General features: G+C 61.6%; 1 protein-coding gene. It reads left to right on the top strand.

The window, feature by feature from the left end; genetic code table 11:
• Positions 1–158 precede the first annotated feature (158 nt).
• Entirely contained in the window at positions 159–524 is a 366-nt protein-coding gene (locus EYQ95_RS26280) for a hypothetical protein (RefSeq protein ID WP_132332201.1), read from the top strand.
• Positions 525–597 lie beyond the last annotated feature (73 nt).

Below are 597 nucleotides of genomic sequence, written 5' to 3'. Positions count from 1 at the left end.
ATCCGGCTCGAAAGCGACGCCAGGCCGGCGCCACGATGCCGCAATCCGGGCGGCAGAGCGGGTTGTTCAGACCTTCCCTAACAATTCGTCCAAGCCGACGCCGCTTCGCGGCGCGGCTTAACTCAAGTGTTAGGCCCCGCATTGTGTTACGTCGAATCATGAAGAAGCTCACTGCTCCGCACGTCGCCTCACTATCAGTCATCGCTGCTGGGCTCGTACTTGGTGTCTTGTCATGGCTGGGCCCCTTCCCAGCCTATGTGCGTGATGCGTTGCAGATCGCTGGCTTAGCGCTGCCACTCGTCGGTTCAAGCGCACTCGGCTTCTTGTGGCTCATCCATTCAGCTAATCTGGCAACCGGAGCCCGCCACGCCGTGGTCAAGAGCTGGACAGTTCAACCTGTTTTGGGCTTCTCGCTTGGCAGTCTCGGTGGCATTGTCCTAACCGGCCAAGCATATCCGGGCTCGCTGTTCGGCCTCGCAGCAGGGTCGTTTCTCGCCTGGGTGTATCGGCGGGCGGCGGCCTAACAATTCGTCCAAGCCGACGCCGCTTCGCGGCGCGGCTTAACTCAGGTGTTAGCGCCCGCAGTTGGGGCTCGGT

The sequence above is a fragment of the Lysobacter sp. N42 genome, assembly GCF_004344885.1.
The sequence above is the reverse complement of the archived record's forward strand: the minus strand, read 5'-3'. Positions and strand labels throughout refer to the sequence as shown.